Raw genomic sequence first — 25,865 nt, 5'->3', positions numbered from 1 at the left:
CCCCCTTATATCTCTATTAAATCTGTCATAGCTTGAGCAATTCGCTGTTCACTAGGCACAGCTTTATCGAGCAAAATGAAGTTATGAGGATTAGGAATATCCGGCATAGTTAAGCGCTGAACAGGGGCATCCAAACTAAAAAATAGCTCGTCTGCAAGGGTCGCTGCGATCTCAGCCCCAAAGCCCGCTGTTTTATTATCTTCATGTACTATTAAGCAGCGTGATGTTTTTTCAACTGAGGCTAAAACGGCTTCTTTATCCCAAGGCTGAAGGGTTCTTAAGTCGATCACTTCGATACTGAGATCCAAACTATTAGCCGCTTTTTCACAACGCTCGACCATTGCCCCCCAGCAAACTACGGTTAACTTGTTACCTTCAATAAGGTTTTTTGCTTTACCAAAAGGAATGACATAACCATCACCGGGATAGGGCCTTCTCGACCAGCTATTATCCAATAAAGACCGGTGTTCAAAGAAAATAGTTGGGTTGTTATCTCTCAAGGCGTAGCGCAAAAGGCCTACTGCATCTTCAGCATTTGATGGCATCACCACTTGCCAACCCACTTTATGAGCCCACTCCACCTCATCACTCATTGAGTGCCAAGGGTCTCCTCGTTTGGCATAACCTCCGGGAATACGAACTACCATTGGCGCGGCAAATTGATTATTCGTACGCCAACGCATGATTCCTGTATCAGATAATTGCTCAGCGGCAGGCTCAGCGTATTTTCGAAACTGAATCTCAGGAACAGGCATTAAACCATTTAAAGCCATTCCCACTGAACGCCCAATGATCCCTTCTTCCGACAAGCTGGTATCAAATACTCGGGCTTCTCCAAACTTTTCGCTTAACCCTAAGGTTGCACCGTGCACTCCCCCTTTGGGCCCCACGTCTTCACCAAAGACAATCACTTTCTCATTTGTCTCTAGTTCATAATCTAATGTTTTCCGAATAGCCGTTAACATGTTAAGCCGAGCACCTTCAGGAATTGGCTGCTCCGTAGAGGCAGGAAAAACGTGACCATTTGCCGCTAAGCCACCTCGAAGTTGCGGGTTATTTTCTTCAGCAAAAACAAAACGTGTTAGGTTTTCGGGGTCTGGCTCATCTCGTCGCTTCATTTGATCCACCGTTGAACGGATTTCTTGACGACATGCTTCTTCGAGCTCTTGCCATTCACTCTCTGAAAGAAGGTTATTCACTTGTAAATATTCTTTCAATTTAGGTAACGGGTCTCTTGCTTGCTCACTGGCAATAAATTCTGGGCTTTTGTAGGTCTGCGTGTCTTGGAAAGTATGACCACACAAACGTGGAACCTTAAGCCGTAACAAACAAGTCCCCGACCCTGAGCGAACATAATCTACAGCCTCTTTGATCAGTTGAGGTGTCAACTCTGGATCTGTGCCATCACCGTCGATAATTTTTAAATTTTTATAAGAGGCGAGGTTCGCTACTTGATCGCCGCCTGGTGTTTGAACTTCTTGAGGTACCGAAATGCCGTAACCATTGTCTTCGATATAAAAAAGATGAGGTAAATTATTAGTCGTTGAAATATTCAGTGACGCCCAGAAACCGCTGGTAGACATAGAAGAATCGCCCCCCATAGAAACTGCGACCGCGCCTTTATAACTTGGGTCTTTCAACTCTTCTTGATGGTACACAATAGACTGAGCCCAGCCAGCTATCGGCGAATATTGAGCACCTACTCCCCCACACATAGGAAAGAGCATCGCCCCTTTGCGATCTACATTTGGATAGTTACAAACCACCCCAATATCTCGACCGTCACTATACCCGCCCGCTTTTGCCATTGGTGAAGCAACCACCTCATCTAAGCTAATTCCAAGGCTCATAACAAAAGGCCGCGAACGGTAATAACCCGTTGCAGCATCATGTTGATGTGTTAATAGTGAACCTAAAAGAATCTGGGCAAAATCATGCCCTCTTGCAGAAAACTGGTTAAACACCAATTTCTCAGGAACCAGCTCTTGTTCCTCAATATCGTCCAATGCACGAGACAAGAGCATTAACCTAGTGACTTGAAACCAATCAAAGACTGGCGCATTATTCGCTTCACTTGCGATGTTATTTTTTACTGGCAATTGTTTCATAAAAGACACCATCCATTAGTTGCTTTTCAGCTTTATTGTTTTAGGTAGGATGCTTTTAATCTTAATTAAAGCGGTATGAAATTATCTTTCTTAATTGCCGGCATCAAAAGGAATTTAGCAATATCTTTGCTCAAAAAAACAAAAAAAAGAAACATTATTATGATTGATAAATTCGATATAAGTATACTTTCTGCCCTTCAAAAAGACGGGCGTTTAAGCAATAGGGATTTAGCTGAGAAAATTGGCTTATCGACCGCACCATGCTGGAGAAGATTAAAGCGGCTGGAAGAAGAAGGCTTTATTAAAGGCTATACCTCAAATTTAGACGCAGAAAAAATCAACTTAAATGTCATTGCTTTTGCTCAAGTCTTGATGGACAACCACCACCAAGACACCCTAGCTCCCTTTTTAGCAATGATTGAAGACTGTGAAGAGATACAAGAATGTCACTTTGTCAGTGGCGGTTGCGATTTTTTATTAAAAATCACAACAAGAGACCTTAAACGCTACAATGAGCTCTTGAGCCAAACTATCTTGCAGGTCGAGGGAGTAAGATCCGTTAATAGTATGTTTTCTATGAAACAGCCCAAAATGACCAGAGACTTACCTTTGAACGAACTCTCTTTCGGGAATTAAAAAAGCCCTAGCAGGTACCTGCTAGGGCTTTTTTTATATGGTGGGCCTGCCCCGACTTGAACGGGGGACCTGCCGATTATGAGTCGGATGCTCTAACCAACTGAGCTACAGGCCCTAAAAGCGAAACGCATTATATAGGTAAGCTTGCTAATTGCCAAGAATAGCGAGTTATTTTTCTGTATTTATTTATATGGCTACCTGTTTTTGTTGAGCGTGCTTTGCCATTTCACCGGGGGTTACTCCCATTATTTTCTTAAAGCTGCGTCGAAATGCGGCCTCGCTTTGATAGCCAAGCTCTTGGCTGAGTATGGCAAGGTTTCTCTCCCCTTTGATTAATCGTTGGCTGGCGATACGCATGCGCCATATTGCAAGGTAATGCATAGGCGGCATGTTCATCGCCTGCTTAAATCGGGCGCTAAATGCCGCTCGTGACATGCCCGCCTGATCAGCAAGCGATGCTACTTGCCAAGGTGTTTGGGGGTTGTCATGTATTGCTACGAGCGCACGTCCAATTTTCTGATCACTCAGGCCTGCCAATACCCCGACTTCAATACCTTGATGCTGTAAAAAACTGCGAAACAGCTGCACTAAATAGGCTTCAGCCAGTCTTTCTAACATAACTTTTGAGCCACAGCGCGGCTTTAAGCTCTCTTGCAACAGAAGCTGAGTCATAGGTTTTAGCTGGTCGGCTGAGGGGTAATGCTCTGGCAATATAAGCCAGTCTTTATTTAGCTCTAGCAAGGGATTAAGTGTTTTGTTCGCATATACGCTGCCAAATTGATAATCGCACTGTAACAATTGAACAGTACCTTGGTGCGGCTCAAGTGTGATGCACTCTCCCGCACTTAGCCAAAGGCCATCCCCTTGGGCTAAGGTGATTTTCCCTAATGTTGCGCCAATTAGCTGAACTTCGCCAGTAACAATATAAAACCAGTAGCAAGACTCCCCACTTAACATCAATTTTTGCTCGCTTAGGTATTCTAGGCAAGTAATAGAGCTCGCTTGAGCACGAAAATGCTGTAATACGGATGACAGTCTATCCAAAACACACCTATACGATCTGCAATAAATTTAAGATTATTTATCACCAATCGTACAATAAAATCCCCTATTATGGCGACATACTTTTTAAAGGAGCCAAATATGATTGTTTTAAAACCTCGTCAAGCAACACCAGAATTAGCTTTCAATACATTAAACGGTGCTTGGTCCTTAGCAGATCAAAAGCCTGAAAACTTCACCATGATAGTGGTATACCGTGGTTTGCATTGCCCTCTTTGCCGAGTTTACCTTCAAGAGTTAAGTCGTTTGCAAGGCGACTTTAAAGCCTTGGGTGTGAATACTGTCGCAGTAAGTACGGATACGGAAGAAAGAGCGAAACAAGCCTTTGAAGAATGGAGCATTGACAACATTACACTAGGCTATGGTTTAACGGTTGAGCAGTCTCAAGCTTGGGGTCTACACCGCAGTGCTGGCAGAGGAAAAACCAGTATTGGTATTGAAGAGCCCACTGAGTTTACTGAACCAGGTCTGTTTTTTGTGCGTCCAGATGGCACACTTTACTGGAGCAGCATTAGCACAATGCCGTTTGTTAGACCTAGCTTTAAAGAGTTGTTGGGAGCCATTAACAAGGTATTGGAAATGGACTACCCAGCTCGCGGCGAACTCGTATAAAACTAGTCCACCATGAAGAGTGTGGCCCCTTCAACGCTTGAGAAGCGGTAGGGGTCACCATCAGGAAGTTGCTGGCTCATGCCAGATGAGATGGTTATTTCACGGCCATCTTTCAATAATGTTTGAATTTCGCCGTTTACACAGAAAGCAATATGACCGCTAGTGGACCATTGTTCAGAGAAGTAGCCAGCAGAATACGTCACCATATGCACACTCACGTCCCCTAGCTTTTTAGTGCGCCAATAGGCAAAGCCCGACTCCCCTTTCAGTGTTTGTTTTTCCACCCCTTGCCAATCGATTGTACCAAAAGGCATGTTTTTTATTTCCATCTAATTACCTTAAACCGTTTTATCTATTGTTTCACTGCTATTTAATACAGCGCTTCTTTTGTGTCTTAATCATTTCAGTAACGGCATAATCTAGCAAGGAAATAAGTCACTTTTATGACAGCAGACCAACTATGGAAAATTTCTAGAAATGTCAGCAGCGCTCCAGAAGGAGTGCTCTCCTATTTGGAACAAGGTATTTAAAATATTCTCATAAATAAAAAAAAGTGGCACTCCAACGGAACACCACTAAATTGGGGGAAAATTGAGAATGAATCTTTCAACTTACTTGTTAAAGAATCATGAATACCTGAGACAGGCAATTTATCCGCTCAATACAGATAAATACGGTTATTCTGCTTTACCAAGCGACCACTTAGTGTCGTACTCCCGCAACAAATACAAAGCAAGCGTTGCAGCCAACATTGGCCAAGCAGCAAAAAATAGTAAATTTGATCCGCCCCACGGGTCTAAATAACGCCCGAAGGAAACGAGGGTTGAGCTTAAATGCATCGCTAAAATGATCAAAGTAGCCCAACGCTTTTGAAATCCAACCAGAAAGCTAACAATTAATGCCAGCTGTACCGCACCTAGTAGATAAGCCAAGCTATTGCTCAACTCGGGCACGGAATAGAAGACTTTCATTACAACGGCAGCATGTTCGGGGTTAATAAATTTATCCAGCGTCCACATAAAGAAAACGACAAAAACACCCAAACGCAAACCTAATAAACTCCACGCGAGTTTCTCGCGGGAAACAGCAACTGTAGACATAAAACCTCTTTTATCTTAAGCAAATTTTTTTCTGCATAACGACCTGAGTTAACCCTTAACTCGTCCCTATGTTGTATTAATGCTCCAAGGTCTACAGAAACCTTAATAACGAGGCTCATTTTAAAAGAAGAGCGCCTGAAAACAAGCGTTGACGAGGGTTATGCACATTGTTATCTCTATCTCCTATTTGTGAATAAAATAATGATAGGGCAAGGAAATTAAGCATTTAATGGAACTAATCTGTAAACTTACAAAATAGGATTCTCTATCATATTTTATGAACAGGTAGGCCTTCATGATTAAATGGTTTGTTATTGTTACCGCGCTTCTCCTTATTGCTGGATATTTCATCAATGCCAGTGTTCGGGCGAAGCTTCCTCCTTCACAAAGCTTGTCTTCCGATCATTATCGAGGTGGACAGTTTCACAACGCGAAACCTAAAGATCCATTAGGCTTTAGAAAATCCGTTGAGCTTTGGTGGCGTTTCTTCACGGAAAAAAAAGTAGCGCCAGCTCCAGAGCAGCCTCTCCCCATTAAAAGCGTCACTAAACAGGAACTTAACAACCTAGACGATAAAAGCGTTCACTTGGTTAAGCTAGGACACTCCACAATACTGCTTAAAATAATGGGAGAATATTGGCTAATTGACCCTGTATTTGGCGAGCGAGCTTCACCTTTTAGTTTTCTAGGACCAAAGCGCTTCCACCAGCCCCCTATTAATATTACTGACCTTCCAGCTATTAGCCGCGTTCTGATCTCTCACAATCATTACGACCATTTAGATAAGTCCAGTATTAAGCAATTAGCCGACAAGGTCGGTGCGTTCTCTGTACCTCTCGGCGTAGAGGCAGACTTGATGGCATGGGGCGTTGACCCTTCCCGTATTACCAGCTTTGATTGGTGGCAAGAAGAGCAAATCCGCACCACTAAGATTGCTTTCACACCCACTCAGCACTTTTCAGGCAGAGGAATTGGCGATGCTAACAAAACCCTCTGGGGATCTTGGGTGATTGATTCAGAACATGGCAAGGTTTTCTTCAGCGGCGATTCTGGCTATTTCCCTGGCTTTAAGGAGATTGGAGAGAGATACGGGCCATTCGATTTAACTTTAATAGAAACAGGGGCTTACGACAAAGATTGGCCAGACATTCACATGAAGCCTGAACAAAGTGTACAAGCTCACATGGATTTACAAGGTAAGGTAATGGTGCCCATTCATAATGGCACCTTCGACCTCGCTTTTCACACCTGGTTCGACCCATTTGAAAGAGTCAGTGCAGCAGCCCAACAACAATCAGTACAGCTTAGCACCCCCACTTTTGGGCAGTTTTTTACAGCGAAAAGCACTGCAAGTGAAGAAAAGTGGTGGCAGAGACTGATGAACTAGAAACCTAGCCCTGACTCAAAATTAATTTGGCGCCCCTTCAAACATACGGTTTCGGGCGCTGATTAAATGGCTCTTCATTGCATGACGCGCCCTTTCGGAATCACCGTCTTTAATTGCTTCAACTATTTCTAAATGCTCACTTTGCACAAGCTGAAGGCGTGATTCAGGATGTAATAATGAAAGGTTGCGCGTAATATTGATACCTTCTTTGATGCTAGCTCGTAGCAAACTTAGCACTGTACTGTAAAAGTGGTTATTAGCCGCATTTGTTATTGCAAAGTGAAAATCAAAGTCTTCATCCGTCGCTAGCTTATTTGAAGCATTAGCCACGTTCATTTGCTCGTATGCTTTTATGATACTTTCTAACTGTGCGGCAGTTCTTCTCTGTGCTGCAAGTGCCGCTGCATCAGCCTCAAGATTACAGCGAAATTCAAAGCATCGCTGTATATCTGCAATACTTGAAAGGGGTGAAAACTGAAGTACCGAGTTGTCCGGCTTTTTGATAACAAAGCTGCCAGATCCTCTTCTCGAGGTAATAAGTTCATCTTCCCTTAGCCTAGCCAGTGCCTCTCTTAATACTGGTCGGGACACATTAAAGGTTTTACATAATTGCGCTTCTGGAGGAAGTTTTGTATTTAGAGCGTAGCTCCCATCCATAATCAAGGCTAAGATTTGCTCATAGACAATCGCACCTAACGACTGCTGGGACGAGCTTGCGCGAGTAGATTCATTCCCCATACATACCAACTTTATAATTATTCAATTCGCGATTTATTTTTATAAATCAAATAGATATACACCATAGTGGTGTTGCTTTTGACCCTAATACAGGGCTTATCTTAGGTCAACGCATTTTATCACTCAATAACAATATCGATACAAGCTTGCCTAACATAAAAAAACAGTTTAGCAAAAAAGACTAATATTTACATGTATGGAAACTAAAACACCACACCCCCTCTAAATCGCCAAAAAATAAAAGAAAAATCACCTTTCGAATCAACAAATTAAAAAATATTAGTAATAATTAGTAAATATTAGTTTGATTTAATCATTTTTAGAGCGTATCTTTAATCACGCAACCTCACATAACAAAGGTCTATGACATGAACGACTATAAATATAAAAAAATCGAGGACGCTGTAAAAAAGAAGCTTCAACAGGTTTCCACAGCTACACTCCATACCGCACTATACAAAAAAGGTTTCCGTAACACCTATATCCAAGGGGTATCTAGGGTAAACACTGCCAAAGTAAAAATGGTTGGCCAAGCCTTTACCTTAAGATACATCCCAGCAAGAGAAGATTTAGACACTGTTGCTGCTTTTAAAGATCCCCGCCACCCTCAACGCCTAGCGGTAGAATCCGTTCCAGAAGGCATGATCATGGTCTCGGACTGTCGCCAAGATGCAACCGCAGCAAGTGCCGGAAGCATCCTTTTGGCAAGGCTCTCTGTAAGAAACTGTGCAGGCTTTGTATCGGATGCTGGCATTCGAGATTATGACACGGCAGCCGAGATGGATATGCCAATTTTTTGCGCAAAACCGAGCGCTCCAACAAACTTAACCAAGCATCATGGTGTCGATATACAAGTTCCAATCGGCTGCGGTGGCGTGCCTGTTTACCCAGGTGATGTGCTAGTGGGCGATGGCGATGGAATCATCGTGATTCCATTAGAAATGGTAGACGACATTGCCGATGAAGCTATTGCGATGGAAACCTTTGAAGATTACGTAATAAATAAAGTGCGCTCTGGTAGCACTGTCATTGGTCTCTACCCACCAAATGATGAAGCCCAAAAGGAATATCAGGCGTTCGTTTCACAACAAGCCTAACCTAGGAGGTTAAAAAAATAAAAACCGATCTAATTAGTAAAAATTAAAAGCATAACCATCACTAATAATAAAAAGAGAATAAAGCTATGTTGAATAAAAAACTAAAACACTCACTTCTATGCGCAGTAGGTGCCTGTCTTGTTAGCGCTTCGGTTTCCGTTGCGGCCTTCCCTACGAAAGATATTCGTTTAATCGTACCATGGCCTGCTGGTGGTGGTGCCGATGCTATCTCAAGAAAAATTAGCAATATCGCAGAGCAAGAGCTGTCTAAATCTATTTACGTAGAAAACATTAGCGGTGCAGTTACTGCAACGGGGTTAATGCAAATGACTCGCTCTCGACCAGATGGCCACACAGTCGGCGTATTAACTTATGATAGCGTTATCACTCTGCCTAGAGGCAAAATGGTACCTGGTTATTCGCTAGAGAAAATGACGCCTATCGCCAGAATAACCCGCGAAGCCGATGCAATCGTTGTTTCTAAGCACTCAGGATTCAATACTTTCAAAGAGCTCATTGATGCAGCAAAAGAAAATCCTAATACAGTTCGAGTTGGTGTGGCACCAAAGGGATCAGGTCCTTACCTTGCCGTTAGACGGTTGGAGAAACAAACTGGTGTGAAATTTAATGTTATTACTTACCCAGGTTCCTCTAGTGCCGAAGCAGAAGCTCTGCTTTCAGGTGAGTTAGACGCTGCAATATCTAGCCTAGGTGATTTCAGTGGCATTATAGGGTCAGGAGATGCGAAAGGCGTTGTGGAACTATCGTCACAACAAAACCCTTCATTCACTGACGTACCGCCAATTAGCACCTTTGGCTACCAACTAGAAACAGGAAGTTTCATTCTTCTTGCTGCCCCAAAAAACACACCTAAAGACGCTATTGCTACCCTAGAATCCGCTTTCAAAACTGCTTTTGAAAGCAACGAATTTCAATCATGGGTTAATACCATTGGCGTTACACCAAGCTGGTTAGGCTCGTCGGATGTACAAACATGGATTGATGAGCTTCAAGCTAGCACCTTTAAAGTTATGGACGACTTAAACCTGTAGTCTATTAACACTAACGCCCCGTAATACGGGGCGTATATAAGGTATATAACCATGTTTCTAAATAAAAATTTGTTGTTTTATTATTTCCTAATTGCGCTTTCTTTCGGCTACTTAATTACCGCTATCAGACTTGGTGCGCCTGTCGTTGATAATCGACCTGAGCCCTCCTTTTTCCCCATTATAGTGGGTGCTTTAGCCTGTATTTTCAGTTTGATTTTGATTACTAGAAAATTCCAATCAATCAAACAAGAAATGCCTACTGAAAGCCGCTTAGATAAACAAGTGCAAGAATCATCAGAGAACAAAGCACCATTGCTCATTATGGGCGCAATATTTTTGTACATTATTGCTTTCTCATACATTGGTTACTTTATTTCATCTTATCTTTTTGTTCTGTCTGTCATCCTAATTTTCTCTTCGATGACCAAGGTAATACAAAAAGCAATGATCTCACTTATTATTGTCTTTCTTGGATACTTGATTTTCGAACAGGTATTTGGCGTTAGACTTCCAGCACTTTGGGAGTAAATAGTTATGGACTTTATCACCTTAGTGGCGAATAGCTTTACTATGCTGTTAAGCCCTATGATACTTATTTATGTTGTATGTGGTTTCTTGATTGGTACTGTGTTTGCCGCCATTCCAGGACTAACAGCAACCTTAGCGCTAGCCTTATTACTCCCTCTCACCTATAGCCTAGATGTCACAACGGCGTTAATGGCTTGTGCCAGCATTTACATGGCAGGCATGTGTGGAGGTAGTATCACAGCTACAACCATCAACATTCCTGGTGCACCATCTTCTATGATGACTGCTCTTGATGGCTACCCTCTTCAACAGCAAGGTAAAGGTGCACTTGCACTAGGACACGCAGCGGTCGGCTCGATGGTAGGCGGTGCTGTTGGCGCTATCTTACTTATTGCTGTAGCCCCTTTTGTTGCTGAAGCTTCTTTATTAGTCAAAACGACAGGGAAATTTTCACTGCTCGCATTTGCAATAATCGTCATTGTCATAGCGCAAAGAGGCAATATGATTAAAGCGGGTATGGCGGCCTGTGTTGGCATCATGCTGTCTACTATTGGCTTGGATGCAATGGAGCCAGTCACTCGATTCACCTTCGAACTGAGTGAGCTAACTGCTGGTATCGATTTAATGCCGGTTATCATTGGTACTTTTGCAATCAGTGAAATTCTAGTGCAAGCCAATGGCGCTGGATGCACCCAAAAAGCAGCAGAAGCCTTTAGCAAAGTCAAAATCAAGAGACGAGACTTCCTGCCTCCATTTTCAGAAATTCGCAAAATAGGCATCGCCTGCTACATAAAATCTAGCTTTATTGGTTACTTTGTAGGTACCTTGCCGGGTGCCGGTGGCTCTATGGGTAGTTTCTTGGCTTACGCTGAGACAGTAAGAACATCTTCTGAGCCGGAGAGTTTTGGCAAAGGCAACCCAAAAGGTATTGCGGCTTCAGAGAGTGCAAACAATGCAGTCTGCGGCGGTGCGTTAGTCCCTATGCTTACTTTTGGCATTCCAGGTGACCCCATTACTGCCATTATGTTAGGTGTGTTAGTCATTAATGGCATTCAGCCTGGCCCTCAGCTAATGGCTGGTCAGGCGGATCTCATTGCTCCTATGTTAGCAGCCTTACTATTTAGTGCAGTTATCTTAATTCCACTCACACTATTTTTATTAGGCCCTTACTTCATAAAAATCGTCACTATTCGAAAAGACGTGCTGTACGGGGTCATTGCCCTCTTAGCGGTTGTCGGCAGCTATGTGGCTACCTACTCATTCTTTCAAATGATGATGGCTCTATTTATGGGAATTCTGGCTTTCTATCTAAGAAAAAATGGCTTTCCACTTATTACCTTGTTGCTTGGCTTTATTTTAGGTCCGAATTTAGAAGAGTTTTTAAGAAGGTCCCTTGCCCTATCTAATGGGAACCCAATTACCTTCATCACGAATTTAGACAGCTTATTTTTTATTCTATTAACCTTTATCTTTGTATATTTTTTAGCCATCAAAAAACCAATACAAAGCCCAATAAAACCAGCAAAAGCAGCTAACAACTAACAACTAACAAATAACAACACTAAGAACGAACTTTGGAGATCCACATGCAACTAACAGGTCAACAACTGATTGGGCAAAGTAGCTACACCTCCAGCGGCGCCCCCATATGGGCTACTAACCCCGCCGATGGCGAACAATTACAACCGTGTTATTTGGGAGGAGGTTCAGAAGAAGTAAAACTTGCCTGCGACCTAGCAGAGCTAGCAAGCCGCCCCTTTCGAAATACCTCACTTGAGGTAAGAGCATCTTTTTTAGAAACAATCGCTTCTGAAATAGAGTCCCTAGGAGAGTCTTTGGTCATAAGATGTATGGAGGAAACAGGTCTTCCTCAAGCAAGAATTGAAGGTGAAAGAGCCAGAACTTGTGGGCAATTACGTTTGTTTGCTCAAGTGGTTCGCTCTGGCGAGTGGCTAGGGGTTCGCATCGATCCAGCCCTACCAGAAAGACAGCCTCTACCAAGAGCTGATTTACGCTACCATAAAATCGCCATTGGGCCGGTAGCCGTTTTTGGCGCAAGTAACTTCCCGTTAGCTTTTAGTGTCGCTGGTGGTGATAGTGCTGCCGCTTTAGCGGCAGGCTGCCCTGTTGTTGTGAAAGCACATTCAGCTCATCCAGGAACAGCTGAGCTGGTTGGTAAAGCCATTCAAAACGCAGTGTCTGCATGCAACTTACCTGAAGGTGTGTTCTCGTTGTTATATGGCTCAGGCAACACTCTTGGTCAAGCGCTAGTCACCGACCCTCGAATCAAGGCGGTTGGTTTCACAGGTTCAAGAGCTGGCGGTACGGCATTAATGAAACTGGCTCAAAACAGAGCTGAACCCATCCCAGTTTATGCAGAAATGAGCAGCATTAATCCTGTGTATTTACTCCCAAGTGCCCTAGCCAACCGAAGCAAAGAGTTAGCAGAAAGTTTTATTAGTTCTCTTACTATGGGGGCAGGACAATTCTGTACCAATCCAGGGTTAATCTTAAGCATTAAAGGAGGTGATTTAGATGTTTTCCTTGACTATGCTAAAAAAGCGATTGAGAGCTCTGCAGCGCAGACCATGTTAACCCCTGGCATTTATACTGCCTATCAGAACGGCGTATTATCTTTACGTAATAACGACAAAGTTCGCTGTGTTGGCACTGGTTTAACTGGCACTCAAGAAAATGCTTGCCAAGCTTCTTTGTTTGTTACCAAAGCTGAGCATTTTTTGAAGGACGAAAGGCTGACCGAAGAAGTATTTGGAGCAAGCTCTCTCATAGTGGAATGTGAGGACGTTGCCCAATTAAAGTTACTCACTAGCAAGCTAGAGGGACAGCTGACCGCCACACTACATATGGATACCGACGACAGTGAAACAGCCCGTTCTTTGCTACCTTATCTCGAAGAAAAAGCTGGGAGAATAATGGTAAACAACTGGCCCACTGGCGTAGAAGTTTGCCATGCGATGGTTCATGGAGGGCCGTTCCCTGCGACTTCTGATGTGCGCACTACATCTGTCGGTAGTTCAGCAATTGACCGTTTCCTACGCCCTGTTTGTTATCAGAGTATACCTGAAGAACTGCTTCCTGAAGACCTGAAAACAGGGTCTGATATTAACATACCACAGCTGATTGACGGTAAAAGACAGTAGTACCTAACATTTTACGGCGATGTACACATCGACACTATCAACACCGTTATAGCATTCAAAATCTGTGCTATAGCGGCGTTGATAGTCGGCCTCTGCGTCGCAAAGTAACGCCAAATCTTTTGCCAAACATTAATAACTGTTTGAGGCATTTCCCCTTTGCCAGAGAAAACTAAATACTTACCCGCTTCTAACGTCACAGTTTCTAATGTGGCTTCTGTGGTAAGGCAAGATCGATTACTACCTACCAGTACCGAAAAATCACCTTGATGATCACTCTCATATTGATAATAAACACCGTATAGAGGCTCTCCTTGGCTATAGTCAACCGCGACTTGTTCAGCGAAATTAGCATGTAAGGTGCCAATTTTTGCTGTGTCTGCTTGCATTTCGTTTTGATTATTCGTTCGCACTCTTAAGCCTACGATCGTTTTCGCTTTTTCTATTTTTACGATTTGCATAAAACCTCCATTGTTATTTAGCCTCTATTCAACCTGACTATTTTTCTAGTAAAACATTTTACTCTTATGCTTAAGAAAAGTAATGAAAGTGCCTAGTTTCTTTGGTAGCACGCCAAAAGGATATTGGATATAAACATCCAAAGGGTCTGATTGCCAGCTCGGTAAACATTTTACCAAGCTATCTGGATGCCTAGTTAGAAACCGCTCGACCAAAAAATTTGGCAACACTCCAACGCCATTACCGCGTGCTAGAGCATCTAAATACAAAGCAAACTGATCAAGCGATAAACGCATTGTTCTAACATCCAGTTCAATTGCTCCCTGTATAGGGTGATGCAAAGAAATTGGCACATTATGAGGGCTTCTTTGCATGTTCAACCAGGCTATATTCTTTAAATCCTCAGGATGATTAATTGGGCCCACTTCATTTAAATAGTTTGGGCTAATGTAGATACCCTGTGAAAGTTGTCCTAACGGATCGTACCGTAAACGCTCATCAGCCTTATGCCCAATGCAAATACTGACGCTGTTATCATCAATCGTTTGTTGAATACCGTCTCCGGTTTTAACCTCCATATAAACTCCGGGGTGTTCATCAAGAAAGGCAAACATATGATGGGAAAACCACCCTCTTACTAAGTGGTTATCAACATAGACGGTGATTTTTCCATTCACGCCATCTTTTAATTCTTCGACTGCTTTTTGCCCATCATCTGCTGTTTGCATTAAACGCTTAGCAAAGGGTAAAAACTTCTGCCCTGCTTCGTTGGCGATTAGTCGATTCGCTTGGCGGCGTAATAGTGGCTGTCTTAGTACACTTTCTAAATGCTGAATACGACGACTCAAAGTGGACTTTGAAACACCTAACTCCATAGCACTATCGGTCAGACTTCCTGTCTTCATAACTGAGATGAAGGTTTCAATTTCATTTAGATCATACATTTACATCTTACCTAGTTGTATTTATCCCCTGTTGCAGAATATGAAACAGTGTGTATCGAGACACAGAAATAATTTTATAAGAAAATACAAATAATAAACATTCTCATTACAGTTCAATTCATTTGTTTACATATTTGTTCTCATTTAATACCTCAAGGAAAGTAAAAATAATGACCCACCGTATCACTCTAAAACGTTCTGCCATTGCTAGTTTCGTTAGTTTAACCGTAAGCTTCTCCCTTTGGGCAGAAGAAACAACACTAGATCAGCTGGTTATTTCAGCCTCTGGCCACGAGCAACAGATTACTGATGCTCCGGCTTCAATAACTGTCGTGACCAAAGAAGATCTGGAAAATAAACCTTATAAAGACGTAACAGATGCACTTCAAGATGTACCAGGTGTAATGATCACTGGTGGTGGTTCTTCTCAGGATATTTCTCTACGTGGCCTTGGTGGAAAATACACCCTTATCTTAGTTGATGGAAAGCGCCAAGGCTCACGCGAAACTCGTCCTAATGGTGACGGACCAGGTATTGAACAAGGCTGGACTCCACCACTTTCTGTGATAGAACGTATCGAAGTGATTCGCGGCCCTATGTCTTCTTTGTATGGCTCAGACGCTTTGGGTGGCGTTGTTAACATCATTACCAAAAAAGTTTCAGACTCTTGGGGCGGTGAAGTTTCTTTAAGCACTATCGTACAAGACAACAGCGAATCTGGGGATAGCCAACAAGCAGACGTGCTAATCAATGGGCCAATTATCGAAGACAAGCTTGGTTTACAAGTGTATGGCCAAATTTCCCAAAGAGATGAAGATAACATCTTCAATGGTTATGCAGAGCAAGAAATCCGTAACGGTACCGCCAAGCTAGCTTGGCAAATTGATGAAAAACAAAGCCTAACCTTTGAAGCAGGCAAAGAGAAACAATCTCGCGCGACTCACGTCGGAGCATCTGTTGACCCAAGCGGCCGTAACGCAAGTGATAGTGACACAGAATACACTCGTGATCATTACGCAGTTACCCATAATGCCAACTTTGGCGACGTTAGTACAAATACCTACCTAACACGAGAGTCAATCGACAACCCAACTCGTGATATGTACTACACAGACACTGTCCTGAACAACCAAACCACCATCTTACAAGACAGCCATGTATTAACATTAGGTGGCCAGTATCAGCACCAAGAATTAACAGACGAAGGAAACGAGCTCTCCAACGGAGTTAATCAGCTAACCCGCGGGCAGGCTGCCTTATTCGCAGAAAATGAGTACTTTGCTACCGACGACCTATCTATTACCACAGGACTACGCTACAACGAAGATGAGAACTACGGCAGCAACATCTCGCCGCGCCTTTACTCTAATTGGACAGTCACACCTAATTGGGCGCTAAAAGGCGGAGTTGGCACTGGCTACCGTTCTCCTGATCTTCGACAAGGAACCGATGGCTGGGGGCAAATTACTGGCGGAGGTGGCTCGCCAAGTGCTGTCATATTAGGAAACTCTGACCTTGAGCCAGAAGAAAGTGTTAGTAGTGAAGCTGGTATTTATTGGGACAGTCACAAAGGGTCTCAAATTAGCGCTACTATCTACCGCACTAACTATAAAAACAAAATCACCGAACAACGAATCTGTGACACTGAAGCGGGTGACGCAAGTTGTATTAATGGTGGTGAGAACTATCGCTTTATTAGTGAACGTTACAATGTTGATAAAGTGACGATTCAAGGTATTGAGTTAACTGCAGCTTCTCAAGTTACTGAAAATCTATCCGTTTCTGCTAATTACACTTATACAGATTCAGAACAAAAAACAGGAGACTTTGCAGGAAGCCCGCTAAACAGACTGCCTAAACACCAAGCCAATGCGAGCGCAAACTGGACAGTCACACCTAAGCTAACGTCTTGGATGCGTATTAACTACCATGGAACCTCTAGTGAAGGTTTAGTCAGAACCAGCATTGAGGAAAAAATTCCCTCCTATACTTTTGTAGATGCCGGAATAAACTACAAAGTAGATGAAGACATCACTGTTTTTGCAGGTATCTATAACCTGTTAGATAAAGAAGTTGATTATGATAGCTACGATAAAGTGTTAGACGGTCGCCGCTATCACGCGAAAGTGAATTTTGCCTTTTAAGACAAATACTTAAATTCCCCTTTATCAGTTCCCCCTCTACTTACTTTGTAAGAGAGGGGATTTTTTACGGCAACTTATCTAATAGTATTAGGCTAACGCTTTTAACTTATCTTTGTTTGGCTTACGATGCCAATGGTGCTTTTCACAATAGCTACCAATAGTTGCAGCATGGCCAACTAGCCGGCCAGTCTTTGTTTCAAACTCTGCCGTTATCTGTTGCCAACTTTCGAACGTTATATGGAGCCTTTGTAGTATTGGTTGTAATGATGCATCTACTACCCCCTTTTTACCGTCTCTTAATAGCCTTCCAGTTAGGTCCAGTAATTCAAGGTAAGCCTTAAGCTCAAACTCAATACCATTCGGCATGCTTTCTCTTGAGTTTCCAACAAAAGGATATAACAACTTAGGCTGCACGTTTAGTTTTAGGGCATCTATTCTTCTTTTTACACTTGTAAACTCTGAGTTTTCGGGGCTTGAGCATAGCTTTGATCTAACTGGATTTAAATCAACGTAAGCCATACAAGCAATTAACGCTGCTTCGTCGAGTAAGGCCTGAGACTTAAAGCGCCCCTCCCAAAAGTGCCCAGTGCAGTCGTCTTCTTTATTTGCTAAACGAGCTATAGGCTCATTCAACTCCCTCATAAACCAGCTAATATCTGTCAGCCGACTACGATACAAATTAGAATATTCTTCAGCTAAATCAGCTACATCCTGACTAATATCTTGGCCACTTAAAAACGCCTGAGCAATATTGTTAGCTTTATGCAACTTATGCCAACGATTAAAAACCTCTATTGTAGACCAAGCATTGGCTTTTTCTGAGTCGACCTTTACAACAACATGAATATGATTACTCATCACAGCATAAGCACAAATATCAATGGCAAACACGCTTGATAAGTACAATAAGCGTTTTTCAACCCACTCCCTTCTGTGTTCGTAACTAACGCCGGTTAATGGATCTTCTCCACATAAATATGCCCGCCTTACACAGCGTGAAACACAATGATAGTAAGGCGTATCTTCTAAGCAAATTTGCTGTTTCCTGGGTAATGGCATGGGTAAATTCCTCTTCCATGAGAGATTTCATGATGAGTATAGTCGACCTTTTAAGAAACGGGCAATTCAATGGAGGTTCTATTCGTATGGCTGTCTTGGGTAAAGGTGGTCTTGGGTAAAGGTGGTAGGTAAGTATGGCTGTCTTAGAGATAGGTGGTCTAGGAAAAGTTGGGGCAAAAAAATACCGCGAAGATTTTCTGCGCGGTATTTGATGGTCTTATCTAAAAGTGCCGTAGAGCTTACTCTTGATTAATAAAGTAGTTCACTACGTAACCTGGAAGCTCCGCAGCAGGGACTGTGATTTGCTCCATAGTGTCGCGATCACGAACAGTAACTGGTGCACCTTCTTTTTCAATTGAGTCGAAGTCAACCGTTACACAAATAGGTGTCCCAACTTCATCGTGACGACGGTAGCCTTTACCTACGTTACCTGTGTTTTCATAAAGAATACGACCCAAACCAAGTTTTTGGAGCTTATTTTTTAACTCTTTCGCTAAAGCAACAATCTCAGGTTTGTTCTTCTTAAGAGGAAGAATGGCGACTTTAATTGGAGCAAGGTGTGGTTTGAACTTTAAAACCGTACGGGTAGAGCCATTTTCAAGCTCTTCTTCCGTGTACGCTTCTGTCATAACAGCCAACATACCTCGATCAAGTCCAGCAGACGGCTCAATACAGAATGGCACTTCCCATTTGTTTTCTTGCAGATCACGAACCGCTAGTTTTGCTGTCGAATCATTATTTTTCTTAACTTTAGCTGACAAACCAAATTCTTCTTGTGCTTTAGTATGAGAGCCAAGGTCATAGTCAGTACGGTTAGCCACACCTTCCAGCTCTTCAAAACCATGTGGAAACTTGTATAAGATATCCACAGTAGATTTAGAGTAATGAGCTAGGTCGTCGCCTGTCACGTATTCAAATTGAATGTTTTCTTCTGCAAGACCCTGATCTAGCCACCATTGCTTACGCAGGTTGACCCAGGTTTCATGCCATTTTTCGTCTTCTCCTGGCTTACAGAAGAACTCTAACTCCATTTGTTCAAACTCGCGAACACGGAAGATAAAGTTACGAGGGGTGATTTCGTTTCTGAACGATTTACCGATTTGCGCAATACCAAATGGTAAGCTACGGGATGTTGAATCTACGACGTTTTTGAAGTTAGTAAAGATACCTTGCGCGGTCTCAGGACGAAGATAAGTGTAGGAGTCTTCATCTACCATAGGGCCGACATTAGTTTTAAACATCAAGTTAAAATCACGTGGTTCGGTTACTTTATCTGATCCACAGTTGTCACAGATCTTCACGTCTTTCATGTGATCCGCACGCATGCGAGCTTTGCAGTCATGGCAATCAACCATTGGGTCTGTAAAAGTATCTTCATGGCCTGAGTATTTATACACGCTCTTGTTTTGAATAATCGCAGCGTCTAAACCTTCAACATCGTCACGCTCATAAACCATAGAGCGCCACCAAGCAGCTTTTAGGTTGTTCTTTAACTCAATACCGAGCGGACCGTAATCGTAAGCACCTTGCATACCACCGTAAATCTCACTGCCTTGGAAGATAAATCCACGACGTTTACACAGGGAGACGAGTTCATCCATTGTTTTAGCTGGCATTTCTAAACACACCTTTAAGCAATAATTCGTTAATTAAGCGTAGAAACAAGTAAAAACGACCTGTTTCGTACCATTTATATAGCCATTCATTGTACTCTTTGCTGAGTCTCCTCTCAATGGAGACAGCCATAAGAAATTGTCAGATCGAAACATTCTTAACAAATACATGATCCATATTGTCCAATAAAACGTATCCATAAAAAGAATCATTAAGGATGCATTGTGGTGAATTATCAATTGGTCATCGGAGCAAACAGCCTAATCGCTCAAGCATTAATACAACAATTTTTGACTGATAAAAGTGTGGTAGTCATTGCTATTAGCCGACACCCCATTCCAATAAAACATGACAGGGTTAAGTGGATACCTTGCAATTATCAAGAGCAGGAAATTGAAGCGGTATGTGAAACACTAGAAAGCTATCGGGGACATTTTCATGGGGCCTTTATTTGTAATGGGATACTAGAGCAACCAGAAAAGAAGCTTGAAGATATAAACAGTGATCACTTTATACAGACGATTCAAGCTAACACACTGACCCCTTTAGTCTGGATCAGCAGGCTTATTAAACTGCTAGCGGGTCGAAAAATGTGTTTTTTAGTGGTATTTAGCGCGCGTATAGGTAGTATTTCTGATAATAAACTAGGTGGCTGGTACAGTTATCGAGCCTCAAAAGCAGCACTGAATATGCTATTAAAAACGGCCTCGATAGAGTATGCACGTCGAGCACAGAACGTGAAATTAATCGCGTTTCACCCAGGTACTACAGACACTCCGCTCTCAAAACCTTTTCAAAGCTCCATCCCTAAAAACGCATTATTCAACCCGAGCTTTGTCGCAGAACAATTAATTGCTCTACTTAGAAAAACTAAACTAGACAAGCAAATTTCCTTTTTTGATTGGGAGCATAAAAAGATAAACTGGTAGCCGCGCCTCGCTGTAGACAAACCTCAACACGAGGCTTGTCTACCAGTTAACGTTAAGGGCGACGAGGTGTTTTTGGAGCAGTAGCCTTAATATTTTGATATTCAGCTATAGTCAGTTGCTCTAACGCCATAGCAACCCAACTGCTAACTAACATGTCGTACCATGGCTCTACACCACTACAAGCGACAACAATATTTCCATATACAAAAGAACCATAAAAGAGAACATCGCCCTCACGCAAAGACGAAGGATGCTGAGTTTGGTGAGTCATATTAGGCACTGAGTCCCGCCATGCTTGAGCTGCTTTATTGCGGGCTAGTTCGTCAAAGGGTACAGGCCAATTCTCTGGCGTCCCAAAAGTACACTCGTGCAAGACTGCATCTCCAAAAGAAGCTTCCCAAGGCTTAAGTTGCGGGTTCATAACCACGATATGAAGTTCTTGACGACAGGTTCTTTTAAACAGTTCATCAATTGATGGTTTAACTAGCTTTATGGCCTCGACTACTAACGCTTTGTTATCCATTTTGGTTCCTTTATAAGTTATTTTTATTGCAGTAACGGATCATCCTTAGGCAGTAATTTCTGAATCCAAATGGCTAACTTATGCTTCAATGCAGGTAAATCTTCTTTATCCTCTGGTAACGCCACAACCAATTGGTCCTGTACTAATAAACGATAAATAGCTTCTGTTTTCTCATTTGCAGACATAGTCGATGAAAAGCCAGCATAACCACGTTTGATAGCATAATTTTCACCTACTTGAATGGCTTTTTTACTTAGAGCCGCTTCGTTTTTAATTTTTTTCATGGCCTTCCCTTATACAAAAGTAAATAACAACCATGACTTTAGCACTTTTTCAGTAACTACCTAGAATTTCTTTATTTGTACTACAAATAAAGAAAAACACAATAGGCCCTTGTCACAATTGGCGTTATTTCTCCAACCACGTATCATTGCCTTAACCCTTAGGAGGTAAAATGAGCACGGCACTTTTTCATCGTCACTGTTATCTTGTTACAGGCCCTACTGACTCGATTTTTTATGCTTTTCAGAAACTTAGCCACAACTTTGGCGAGGGCATAATTTATAGCCACGATGAAAAAACCTACGACTCACTTATTTATTCAAAACCGCACTCAAACACATTATTAACAAGCCACAGATTTAAGCAGGTAAAACAAGAGCTGGGCGCCAGTCATGACGCTATTTTAGTAGATTTCACTCAAGGTTTATCTCTGAACGCCCTTGCCGTATTAGCTGGAACAGTAAGAGGAGGAGGTATATTTGTTATCGCCATTCCTGACAATTGGCACCAACATGAAGATTTAGAGCTTGCACGCTACTTACCTTGGCCATTGACCCCTAACCAAGTTTCGCCAACCAGCAAGTTATGGTTCGAAAAGCAACTAAGGAGCTGTTCTTCTCCCTTTAAGCCAATAACCTCTTCGATACCAAGCCACTCCAGACAACCACCCGAAACGTTTCAAAGGCTAACAGATTGCCAAACGAAAGCTAAAAACAGTTTTTTTGGTAATTCCAATGCCAACTATGTACTCATTGCTCCTAGAGGTAGAGGAAAATCCACTTTAATTGGGGAGTGTATGGCTGAACTGGCCTTAGCTGGCGAAGACATCGTCCTCTGCGCTGCCAACCAAGGTGCGATTTGTGCATTAAAGTTACGCTTTCATCAAATCTGCCCAGATTTCCCCCTACCTTTCTATGCCCCAGACGCATTAATTCAAAGCAATAAAAAACCGCGCTATCTATTTATTGATGAAGCCGCCACTATTCCACTACCTATGCTTAAAGCTTTAGCCGAAAAAGCACAATGCTGCCTCTTTAGTACCACAGATTACGGCTATGAAGGGGCAGGTAAAGGGTTTGGACTACGCTTTTGCCATGACTTATCAAATGGCTCTAAAGCGTTATACAAACTGAACCTTTACACCCCAATTCGCTGGGCCCCCAATGACCCATTAGAAGCTTGGGTTAACGAAAACATCCTCCTAAATCCTGTTGAATCAAACACCGACAATGTTGATGGCAACTTAGTTGAAGCTATGCCTGTCCTTGCTAACCAAAGGACTTTAAACATGCCTGTCCTGACTAATCACCTCCTGACTAATCAAAGTAGGAAAAGTATGCCTATCCCACTAAGGAAAAGTATGCCTGTCCTACTAAAGGGGGAGCCGGTTGTAGCTGTTATGAATGGGGCAGATTGGTTGTCTCAGGAGACGAGGTTAAAAGAGTGTTTCCAGTTGTTGTTAAGCGCTCATTACCAAACGTCCCCTGAGAATCTACGCTGGATGCTGGACGACCCAAGTGTTTTCAGCAGTCTTTTGAGTTTTCAGAAAGACCATCAAATCAGGTCTGTTGCTGTGGTATCAAAAGAAGGCCAATTACCTCAAGAGTTAAGCAGAGCCGTTGCTCAAGGCGTTCGTAGACCAAGAGGTCACCTCCTCCCTCAATCTTTACTGGCTCATGAGGGTTATTTAGAAGCAGGAGATTTTTCATACTGGCGAATTAGTCGCATTGCGACTCAGTTTGACCGCCAAGGAACCGGGCTGGCAAGCCTCATACTGCAAAACTTGGAGCAATTAGCAAACAGTGAGCAGATAGACTTTTTGAGTACCAGTTTTGCAGTAACGGCCAAGACTTTGCAGTTCTGGACAAAAAACGGCTTTCAACCTGTTCGGTTGGGTACTACCTGCGACCAAGCCAGCGGCAGCTATTCCATTATGATGGTAAAGCCCTTAACCGAAGGCGCTAGCCAATCTGCACAAAAATGGACGGAATATTATTGGAACAACTTAGCCATTAATCTTAAGCGAGATTACCAAGACTTAGAGAGCGAGGTTAAAAGCCAACTTTATCAGGCTATCCCTACTTTCTATTTCAATAATACATCGTTAACCCAAAAGGACACTCAAGACCTGCAACTTTTTATAGAGCATCACAGACCGTACTTAACAGTCAGAGCTCAACTCACTCGGCTCTTTGTTGCGTCATCGCGCCTAAATCTCATTAATCAAACCGACAAAGCTTTTCAGTTACTTGAGCACCTTACCACTACTCCCTCAAGCAAGACCGATTTCACTCAGTTTGGGTTAATGAGCAAAAAACAAGCGGAATTGTTTCTTAAAAAGACCACCTTAAAATTGCTGAACGGTATAGAACAGAGTAAAAAATAGGCGGAAATCCCCCCATTTAAATTTTCGTAATGTGTGTGAATCCACCAAAGACAAGTCTCTCCCCTCAAAGAAAAAACAAAAAATCTTTTAAATTCAAGCATATAAAATGAAAGAAAGGTTTGGCATGAAGACTGCTATAAAGAGTGGATAGCTTAGCTTGGTAGGCTATGGGCTCTCGTTAGAGCCAGCAAAAATCAAGCACATAATAACAACTACTCATTTATTGGAGTTTTATAAAAATGAAAAAAATCAGCCTAGCTCTTACTTCTGTTGCCCTAGCATTTTCTGCAGGAACGGCTTTCGCCAACTGTGATCCGGGTGAACGTGTTGTTAAATTTAGCCATGTAACTGGCGGTACAACCCACCCTAAAGTGGTTGCTGCAAACAGTTTAGCTGAGCGCGTTAATACTGAAATGAACGGCAAATTATGTGTTGAGGTTTACCCTAACTCCACGCTTTTCGGCGACTCCAAAGAATTAGAAGCCCTTCTACTTGGAGATGTACAACTACTCGCTCCTTCTTTATCTAAATTCGGTTCTTACACGGAAAAATATGGTGTATTTGACCTACCATTCATCTTTAAAGACATGGATCATGCCATCCGTTTCACTAATTCAGCAGCAGGTAAAGGTTTGTTGAATGAAATGGAAGACTACGCAGGCTTTGTGGGTTTAGGTTACTGGATGTCTGGTATGAAATATTTCTCGGCCAACAAGCCACTTATGGTGCCGAGTGATGCCGAAGGCTTGAAATTCCGTGTACAGACTTCAGATGTTGCTAAAGCGATGATCTCAGCAATGGATGCTTCGCCTCAAGCGATGGCATTTTCTGAAGTTTACGGCGCGCTTCAAACCGGCGTAGTAGACGGTCAAGAAAACACTTGGTCTAACATCTACACCAAAAAGTTCTTTGAAGTACAAGACAGTGTTACAGAAACCAACCACCAGCTTTTAGCCTACTTGTTCATGACTTCTTCAGACTTCCTAAACAGCCTTTCTGACGAAGACCGTGCGCAATTTACTAAAATTGCAGACGAAGTAACACAAGCTGCAAACCAGTCTGTTAAGGCAAAAGAAGCAGCTAACCGTGAAAATATCCTAAAAGCAGGCGGTAAGATTAACTCCCTATCTCCAGAGCAGCGCCAACAGTGGGTAGACACTATGGCACCGGTATGGACTAAGTTTGAAAAAGCCATTGGCAAAGACTTAATTCAATCAGCAGCTGGCGCTTAAGCCAGGCTTCAATGCAAAATGGGTGGAGCTCCGCCCATTTTGCCATCGCCTTCATTTCACTGTGAGACTCTCGAAATACTTGCCGTAATCTAAGCGATTCATAGCGATAAAAATATTTGTTTAGGAGACCCCCATGGCATATTGGCCACATCTCTATTTACTGTTCTTTATTCTGGTACTTTGGGTACTGGAAAAGCGTTTTCCCAAGGTCATGGAACGGGCGGAAGAAAACCTTCTTATTATTGTTATCTCATCCATTATGTTGGTGTCCTTCGGGCAAGTTATTGCTCGTTATGGGTTCAACACCGGCTGGGATGCCGCGTTAGAATTTAATACGGTCGCCTTTTCATGGTTGATTCTTCTCGGCATGAGCTATGGCATAAAAACACGCCTGCATCTCGGTGTTGATATTGTGCTAAACGCTGTACCGGCACCTATTACCAAAGCACTTTCTTTGTTTGGCGCAGCCGCCGCTATGTTGTACGGTCTGATCCTACTAGATTCAACTTGGCTTGCCATGCTAGGTGTCGATGTCCGTGGTGGTGCTATTGAGTATTGGTCAAAAATGTACAAAATTGGCATCGGCTCTGAAGAACTCCGTTATCCAGAGTTTGTACAAGAAATGTTCGGTTTGCGCCCGCGTGTTCATCGCTGGTTAGTATTAGTCATTCTTCCTATCAGTCTTGCTATGTTGGCCTACCGCTCTTTACAAGCCTTTATCGATATTGCTACGAACAAGCGCAGCATGTTGATCAGCGGCCATGAAGCACAAGATCTGGTTGAAGAAAACAAAAACGCCTTAAAAGACGACTAGC

General features: G+C 42.7%; 24 protein-coding genes and 1 tRNA gene. 13 read left to right on the top strand and 12 right to left on the bottom strand.

The genetic code is table 11. The features are described 5' to 3' along the window. Positions 1-5: 5 nt before the first annotated feature. Positions 6-2,108 carry an alpha-ketoacid dehydrogenase subunit alpha/beta gene (locus tag ACYVGZ_RS05650; protein WP_460752421.1) on the bottom strand — a complete coding sequence of 701 codons (2,103 nt, stop codon included), beginning with the start codon at positions 2,106-2,108 and terminating at the stop codon, positions 6-8. A gap of 75 nt (positions 2,109-2,183) precedes the next feature. Here ACYVGZ_RS05650 and ACYVGZ_RS05645 point away from each other — a divergent pair, with 75 nt between their 5' ends. Next, positions 2,184-2,744 carry an Lrp/AsnC family transcriptional regulator gene (locus tag ACYVGZ_RS05645; protein WP_460752418.1) on the top strand — a complete coding sequence of 187 codons (561 nt, stop codon included), beginning with the start codon at positions 2,184-2,186 and terminating at the stop codon, positions 2,742-2,744. 38 nt (positions 2,745-2,782) lie between these two features. On the opposite strand, the gene ACYVGZ_RS05640 is transcribed toward ACYVGZ_RS05645, so the two are convergent. Next, a tRNA-Ile gene (locus ACYVGZ_RS05640) sits at positions 2,783-2,859 on the bottom strand. A gap of 71 nt (positions 2,860-2,930) precedes the next feature. Continuing rightward, a complete protein-coding gene (locus tag ACYVGZ_RS05635; protein ID WP_460752416.1) occupies positions 2,931-3,788 on the bottom strand; it encodes a helix-turn-helix domain-containing protein in 858 nt (285 codons plus the stop codon). 99 nt (positions 3,789-3,887) lie between these two features. Here ACYVGZ_RS05635 and ACYVGZ_RS05630 point away from each other — a divergent pair, with 99 nt between their 5' ends. Next, positions 3,888-4,418 (top strand): peroxiredoxin-like family protein, encoded by a 531-nt coding sequence (locus ACYVGZ_RS05630; RefSeq protein ID WP_460752413.1) that lies wholly within the window; start codon positions 3,888-3,890, stop codon positions 4,416-4,418. Between the two features lie 2 nt (positions 4,419-4,420). On the opposite strand, the gene ACYVGZ_RS05625 is transcribed toward ACYVGZ_RS05630, so the two are convergent. Next, the gene (locus ACYVGZ_RS05625; protein WP_460752410.1) at positions 4,421-4,747 is read right to left on the bottom strand and encodes a DHCW motif cupin fold protein; all 327 of its coding nucleotides are present in this window, start codon (positions 4,745-4,747) and stop codon (positions 4,421-4,423) included. 348 nt (positions 4,748-5,095) lie between these two features. After that, entirely contained in the window at positions 5,096-5,518 is a 423-nt protein-coding gene (locus ACYVGZ_RS05620; RefSeq protein WP_460752407.1) for a MauE/DoxX family redox-associated membrane protein, read from the bottom strand. 295 nt (positions 5,519-5,813) lie between these two features. On the opposite strand from ACYVGZ_RS05620, the gene ACYVGZ_RS05615 reads away from it, so the two are divergent. After that, positions 5,814-6,905 carry an MBL fold metallo-hydrolase gene (locus tag ACYVGZ_RS05615; RefSeq protein WP_460752404.1) on the top strand — a complete coding sequence of 364 codons (1,092 nt, stop codon included), beginning with the start codon at positions 5,814-5,816 and terminating at the stop codon, positions 6,903-6,905. Positions 6,906-6,926: 21 nt separating this feature from the next. Here ACYVGZ_RS05615 and ACYVGZ_RS05610 read toward each other — a convergent pair whose 3' ends face one another. After that, positions 6,927-7,643 (bottom strand): FadR/GntR family transcriptional regulator, encoded by a 717-nt coding sequence (locus ACYVGZ_RS05610; protein ID WP_460752401.1) that lies wholly within the window; start codon positions 7,641-7,643, stop codon positions 6,927-6,929. 368 nt (positions 7,644-8,011) lie between these two features. Between ACYVGZ_RS05610 and ACYVGZ_RS05605 the strand changes: the two genes are divergently transcribed. The 5 genes from ACYVGZ_RS05605 to ACYVGZ_RS05585 all read left to right on the top strand — a co-directional run bounded on the left by ACYVGZ_RS05605 (position 8,012) and on the right by ACYVGZ_RS05585 (position 13,481). Further along, the gene (locus ACYVGZ_RS05605; protein WP_460752398.1) at positions 8,012-8,740 is read left to right on the top strand and encodes a ribonuclease activity regulator RraA; all 729 of its coding nucleotides are present in this window, start codon (positions 8,012-8,014) and stop codon (positions 8,738-8,740) included. An 86-nt stretch (positions 8,741-8,826) separates the two neighbouring features. Continuing rightward, positions 8,827-9,792 (top strand): Bug family tripartite tricarboxylate transporter substrate binding protein, encoded by a 966-nt coding sequence (locus ACYVGZ_RS05600; protein WP_460752395.1) that lies wholly within the window; start codon positions 8,827-8,829, stop codon positions 9,790-9,792. A 51-nt stretch (positions 9,793-9,843) separates the two neighbouring features. Beyond that, the gene (locus tag ACYVGZ_RS05595) at positions 9,844-10,320 is read left to right on the top strand and encodes a tripartite tricarboxylate transporter TctB family protein (RefSeq protein ID WP_460752392.1); all 477 of its coding nucleotides are present in this window, start codon (positions 9,844-9,846) and stop codon (positions 10,318-10,320) included. Positions 10,321-10,326: 6 nt separating this feature from the next. Continuing rightward, positions 10,327-11,862, top strand: a complete 1,536-nt coding sequence (locus ACYVGZ_RS05590; RefSeq protein ID WP_460752389.1) for a tripartite tricarboxylate transporter permease — start codon at positions 10,327-10,329, stop codon at positions 11,860-11,862. A 44-nt stretch (positions 11,863-11,906) separates the two neighbouring features. Next, positions 11,907-13,481 carry an aldehyde dehydrogenase (NADP(+)) gene (locus tag ACYVGZ_RS05585; protein WP_460752387.1) on the top strand — a complete coding sequence of 525 codons (1,575 nt, stop codon included), beginning with the start codon at positions 11,907-11,909 and terminating at the stop codon, positions 13,479-13,481. Between the two features lie 11 nt (positions 13,482-13,492). Here ACYVGZ_RS05585 and ACYVGZ_RS05580 read toward each other — a convergent pair whose 3' ends face one another. Together ACYVGZ_RS05580 and ACYVGZ_RS05575 are read right to left on the bottom strand one after the other, a co-directional pair. Continuing rightward, on the bottom strand, positions 13,493-13,939 hold the full coding sequence (locus ACYVGZ_RS05580; RefSeq protein WP_460752384.1) for a GyrI-like domain-containing protein: 447 nt from the start codon (positions 13,937-13,939) through the stop codon (positions 13,493-13,495). 45 nt (positions 13,940-13,984) lie between these two features. Further along, positions 13,985-14,881, bottom strand: a complete 897-nt coding sequence (locus tag ACYVGZ_RS05575; protein ID WP_460752381.1) for a LysR family transcriptional regulator — start codon at positions 14,879-14,881, stop codon at positions 13,985-13,987. Positions 14,882-15,051: 170 nt separating this feature from the next. On the opposite strand from ACYVGZ_RS05575, the gene ACYVGZ_RS05570 reads away from it, so the two are divergent. Beyond that, on the top strand, positions 15,052-17,025 hold the full coding sequence (locus ACYVGZ_RS05570) for a ligand-gated channel protein (protein ID WP_460752378.1): 1,974 nt from the start codon (positions 15,052-15,054) through the stop codon (positions 17,023-17,025). Positions 17,026-17,112: 87 nt separating this feature from the next. On the opposite strand, the gene ACYVGZ_RS05565 is transcribed toward ACYVGZ_RS05570, so the two are convergent. Together ACYVGZ_RS05565 and ACYVGZ_RS05560 are read right to left on the bottom strand one after the other, a co-directional pair. Continuing rightward, entirely contained in the window at positions 17,113-18,084 is a 972-nt protein-coding gene (locus ACYVGZ_RS05565) for a transposase (protein WP_460752375.1), read from the bottom strand. Positions 18,085-18,323: 239 nt separating this feature from the next. Beyond that, positions 18,324-19,700, bottom strand: a complete 1,377-nt coding sequence (locus ACYVGZ_RS05560; RefSeq protein WP_460752371.1) for a glycine--tRNA ligase — start codon at positions 19,698-19,700, stop codon at positions 18,324-18,326. A gap of 222 nt (positions 19,701-19,922) precedes the next feature. On the opposite strand from ACYVGZ_RS05560, the gene ACYVGZ_RS05555 reads away from it, so the two are divergent. Continuing rightward, on the top strand, positions 19,923-20,627 hold the full coding sequence (locus ACYVGZ_RS05555) for an SDR family NAD(P)-dependent oxidoreductase (protein ID WP_460752368.1): 705 nt from the start codon (positions 19,923-19,925) through the stop codon (positions 20,625-20,627). A 52-nt stretch (positions 20,628-20,679) separates the two neighbouring features. Here ACYVGZ_RS05555 and ACYVGZ_RS05550 read toward each other — a convergent pair whose 3' ends face one another. Further along, positions 20,680-21,150 (bottom strand): hypothetical protein, encoded by a 471-nt coding sequence (locus ACYVGZ_RS05550; protein ID WP_460752365.1) that lies wholly within the window; start codon positions 21,148-21,150, stop codon positions 20,680-20,682. Between the two features lie 23 nt (positions 21,151-21,173). Beyond that, positions 21,174-21,434, bottom strand: a complete 261-nt coding sequence (locus ACYVGZ_RS05545) for a DUF5062 family protein (protein ID WP_460752362.1) — start codon at positions 21,432-21,434, stop codon at positions 21,174-21,176. 170 nt (positions 21,435-21,604) lie between these two features. On the opposite strand from ACYVGZ_RS05545, the gene ACYVGZ_RS05540 reads away from it, so the two are divergent. The 3 genes from ACYVGZ_RS05540 to ACYVGZ_RS05530 all read left to right on the top strand — a co-directional run bounded on the left by ACYVGZ_RS05540 (position 21,605) and on the right by ACYVGZ_RS05530 (position 25,864). After that, the gene (locus tag ACYVGZ_RS05540) at positions 21,605-23,818 is read left to right on the top strand and encodes a tRNA(Met) cytidine acetyltransferase TmcA domain-containing protein (protein ID WP_460752360.1); all 2,214 of its coding nucleotides are present in this window, start codon (positions 21,605-21,607) and stop codon (positions 23,816-23,818) included. Positions 23,819-24,057: 239 nt separating this feature from the next. After that, positions 24,058-25,050 (top strand): TRAP transporter substrate-binding protein, encoded by a 993-nt coding sequence (locus ACYVGZ_RS05535; RefSeq protein ID WP_460752357.1) that lies wholly within the window; start codon positions 24,058-24,060, stop codon positions 25,048-25,050. Positions 25,051-25,183: 133 nt separating this feature from the next. Then, positions 25,184-25,864, top strand: coding sequence for a TRAP transporter small permease (locus ACYVGZ_RS05530; protein ID WP_460752355.1), 681 nt, complete (start codon positions 25,184-25,186; stop codon positions 25,862-25,864). The last annotated feature ends 1 nt before the right edge of the window (position 25,865 follow it).

The sequence above is a fragment of the Marinomonas epiphytica genome (genome assembly GCF_054780655.1).
Note: the sequence above shows the minus strand (reverse complement) of the source record. Positions and strands in the feature narration are given on the sequence as shown.

Coding starts and splice junctions, on each gene's coding strand:
- ACYVGZ_RS05540 (WP_460752360.1), top strand. CDS start 21,605: ATGAGCACGGCACTTTTTCATCGTCACTGTTATCTTGTTACAGGCCCT.
- ACYVGZ_RS05650 (WP_460752421.1), bottom strand. CDS start 2,108: ATGAAACAATTGCCAGTAAAAAATAACATCGCAAGTGAAGCGAATAAT.
- ACYVGZ_RS05550 (WP_460752365.1), bottom strand. CDS start 21,150: ATGGATAACAAAGCGTTAGTAGTCGAGGCCATAAAGCTAGTTAAACCA.
- ACYVGZ_RS05615 (WP_460752404.1), top strand. CDS start 5,814: ATGATTAAATGGTTTGTTATTGTTACCGCGCTTCTCCTTATTGCTGGA.
- ACYVGZ_RS05570 (WP_460752378.1), top strand. CDS start 15,052: ATGACCCACCGTATCACTCTAAAACGTTCTGCCATTGCTAGTTTCGTT.
- ACYVGZ_RS05620 (WP_460752407.1), bottom strand. CDS start 5,518: ATGTCTACAGTTGCTGTTTCCCGCGAGAAACTCGCGTGGAGTTTATTA.
- ACYVGZ_RS05610 (WP_460752401.1), bottom strand. CDS start 7,643: ATGGGGAATGAATCTACTCGCGCAAGCTCGTCCCAGCAGTCGTTAGGT.
- ACYVGZ_RS05560 (WP_460752371.1), bottom strand. CDS start 19,700: ATGCCAGCTAAAACAATGGATGAACTCGTCTCCCTGTGTAAACGTCGT.
- ACYVGZ_RS05645 (WP_460752418.1), top strand. CDS start 2,184: ATGAAATTATCTTTCTTAATTGCCGGCATCAAAAGGAATTTAGCAATA.
- ACYVGZ_RS05630 (WP_460752413.1), top strand. CDS start 3,888: ATGATTGTTTTAAAACCTCGTCAAGCAACACCAGAATTAGCTTTCAAT.
- ACYVGZ_RS05585 (WP_460752387.1), top strand. CDS start 11,907: ATGCAACTAACAGGTCAACAACTGATTGGGCAAAGTAGCTACACCTCC.
- ACYVGZ_RS05590 (WP_460752389.1), top strand. CDS start 10,327: ATGGACTTTATCACCTTAGTGGCGAATAGCTTTACTATGCTGTTAAGC.
- ACYVGZ_RS05605 (WP_460752398.1), top strand. CDS start 8,012: ATGAACGACTATAAATATAAAAAAATCGAGGACGCTGTAAAAAAGAAG.
- ACYVGZ_RS05580 (WP_460752384.1), bottom strand. CDS start 13,939: ATGCAAATCGTAAAAATAGAAAAAGCGAAAACGATCGTAGGCTTAAGA.
- ACYVGZ_RS05535 (WP_460752357.1), top strand. CDS start 24,058: ATGAAAAAAATCAGCCTAGCTCTTACTTCTGTTGCCCTAGCATTTTCT.
- ACYVGZ_RS05530 (WP_460752355.1), top strand. CDS start 25,184: ATGGCATATTGGCCACATCTCTATTTACTGTTCTTTATTCTGGTACTT.
- ACYVGZ_RS05600 (WP_460752395.1), top strand. CDS start 8,827: ATGTTGAATAAAAAACTAAAACACTCACTTCTATGCGCAGTAGGTGCC.
- ACYVGZ_RS05565 (WP_460752375.1), bottom strand. CDS start 18,084: ATGCCATTACCCAGGAAACAGCAAATTTGCTTAGAAGATACGCCTTAC.
- ACYVGZ_RS05595 (WP_460752392.1), top strand. CDS start 9,844: ATGTTTCTAAATAAAAATTTGTTGTTTTATTATTTCCTAATTGCGCTT.
- ACYVGZ_RS05575 (WP_460752381.1), bottom strand. CDS start 14,881: ATGTATGATCTAAATGAAATTGAAACCTTCATCTCAGTTATGAAGACA.
- ACYVGZ_RS05545 (WP_460752362.1), bottom strand. CDS start 21,434: ATGAAAAAAATTAAAAACGAAGCGGCTCTAAGTAAAAAAGCCATTCAA.
- ACYVGZ_RS05625 (WP_460752410.1), bottom strand. CDS start 4,747: ATGGAAATAAAAAACATGCCTTTTGGTACAATCGATTGGCAAGGGGTG.